This window comes from uncultured Agitococcus sp. (assembly GCF_937920075.1).
Taxonomy (GTDB): Bacteria; Pseudomonadota; Gammaproteobacteria; order Pseudomonadales; family Moraxellaceae; genus Agitococcus.
The window spans coordinates 1-2,005 of sequence record NZ_CALETI010000050.1; the positions used below are offsets into that span (position 1 = coordinate 1).

At 43.1% G+C, this 2,005-nt stretch carries 3 protein-coding genes; all 3 read right to left on the bottom strand.

Going from position 1 to position 2,005, the window contains the following annotated elements:
• Window positions 1-1,381, bottom strand: a 1,381-nt coding sequence (locus Q0212_RS01435; protein WP_297921110.1) for a hypothetical protein, incomplete at its 3' end; no start/stop codon positions are given.
• Window positions 1,368-1,568: a hypothetical protein gene (locus Q0212_RS01440; protein WP_297921113.1), complete on the bottom strand. Its 201-nt coding sequence runs from the start codon at window positions 1,566-1,568 to the stop codon at window positions 1,368-1,370. The genes Q0212_RS01440 and Q0212_RS01435, both read right to left, overlap by 14 nt.
• A gap of 23 nt (window positions 1,569-1,591) precedes the next feature.
• Entirely contained in the window at window positions 1,592-1,942 is a 351-nt protein-coding gene (locus tag Q0212_RS01445) for a hypothetical protein (RefSeq protein WP_297921116.1), read from the bottom strand.
• Window positions 1,943-2,005: the final 63 nt, after the last annotated feature.

The following is a 2,005-nucleotide window of genomic DNA, read 5'->3' on the forward strand; positions in this document are numbered from 1 at the left end:
GTTCGTTAAGCTGTAGCTCTGTCATGTTTGACTCAGCTAACGATTTTAAGTATTCTTGAGCGGCCTTGCGTAACTCTTCTGCTTTTTTAGCCGCATCACCATCATCACCGCCGCCCTTTGGTGCTGTGGGTTCGCCTGTTTTGTTTTTGTTTTTGACTTGGCTTGCTTCTTCAATCGCCGCATCTCTAAACGCTTCGCCCGCTTTGCCACCGATGCCGCTTGCAAAATCTTCGATACCTGTTGTAGCAAACGATTCTAAAAATTCTTTAGTCTGTTTTACTTGTTCCATTACCGCGTTTAATGAGGCGGTTTTATTGATTGGTACAGGGTCAACAGGTGGTAAACCTTTAAATTTATTATAGACGTTTTCGGCTTTAATCATCGCATTTGTTAAAGCTGCAACATTTGTATTATAAACGTCCATCACAGCCGCGATAGGCACTGCAACACCCATTACGATGATATTGCCCAATGTGCCGATAGATGCTGCTGTAATTTTTACGATGCCATTGGTAGCGGTAAAGATGTTAATTAGCTGTGCGCCAAGCTCAATGGATAAAAACGTAAGTACGCTTATATTGTTTTCTAAGTCGCCTGAGTCAACATTAAACATCGCGTTTAGATTGCGTGTGGCAACCGTAAAGGCTGGGCTTAAATCACTGCTAACAATCTCGGTCGTAGTACGCAAGTTAGCTATAAGTTTGTCAAATTCTTTGTCAGCCTCAATCGCGCGGCTTACATCTAAATCATCAATTTTTGGTAGTAAATTATCGAACTCATTTGCCAATGCTTTTACATTAACTTCGGTGAGTTTTAACGCAGGCAACCAATTATCACCAAAAAGAGTAGCACCTATTTGTGCTTTATCTGCCTGACTGCTAACTTGGCCAAGCGCATTTGCAACCGTGATTAGCTGTTCATCTACACCTAATTTTGTCAACTCTGACATTGACAAGCCTAGACGCGCAAAGGACTCTTCAAAATCTTTATTGCCATTAGCCGCTTCGCCTATTTGCTCGTTAAGCGTTTTGGCCAAGTCAATCATCATGTCAGTTTCAAGGTTTGCACCCTCTGACACGGCTCGCAATCGCGCTAATTGATTGTAGGTTAAGTTTAGACTGTTAGCTAATGAGTTAAATTCGCGTATTGCGTTTGATGTGGTAGCAGTCAACACACCGACAGCCGCCGTTGCTGTAGCGATTGCAGCCGCTAACATTTTGGCTTTATCAGCCGACTGACTAAAGCCACTTGATAACGAGTTGTTAGCTTGTTGGCCTTGCTGTTGTGTATTGTTTAACTGTTGGTTGACTTGTTGTAGGCTATTTTGTAACTGGGTTACATCGGCGCGTAAACTAATTATAAGGTCGTCAGTTGTTGCCATGAATTTTGTCTAACTCCTCATTTAGTTCGTGGAACTCGGCCAATGACATCGGCTTGCTGTAACTTTTGCCTGTGATTATTTCCATCTTATCTAAGTGCGTATCCCATAACGCCCAAAAGTCGAAAGGCGTTAATTGCCACGCATCACGCGGCTGTATTGATAAGTAGATGACAGCACTCGACCACAACTTATGCCAAATGCTGCCCTTACCTACTTTTTTTCGCCGTCCTCTGACACGGTTTTAATGTCGCTATCACTACCCGCTGTCAAGATGTTACCCGCGAAAGTAGCAACCGCAATGGCATAATCACTAAGGCGTTTTGACTTTAGCATACGCTTGTAGAATTCTTCACGCGTCCACCAGTCGGGATAACGGCCTGTTGTCGGCACTGCACAGGCAAGCAATGCTTTGGTAATGTCGCCAACTTTTGGCTGTTGCATTTGAAAAATTAACTCATAGATAGGCTTACCTGTCGCCGTTTCTAATTTGTCTAAATTCTCAAAACTTGGGACTAGATTAAACTCTAGCCCCTCGATGTCTAACAATACTAAACCGCGCATATTAAACCGCCGCTGTATAAGTGATTGTACCCGCGCTTTCTAAGCTCATGCTAAAGTTTTCTT

What these genes read in the sequence shown, in the direction of transcription:
- Q0212_RS01445 (WP_297921116.1), bottom strand. Translation starts at nt 1,942, where the DNA reads ATGCGCGGTTTAGTATTGTTAGACATCGAGGGGCTAGAGTTTAATCTA.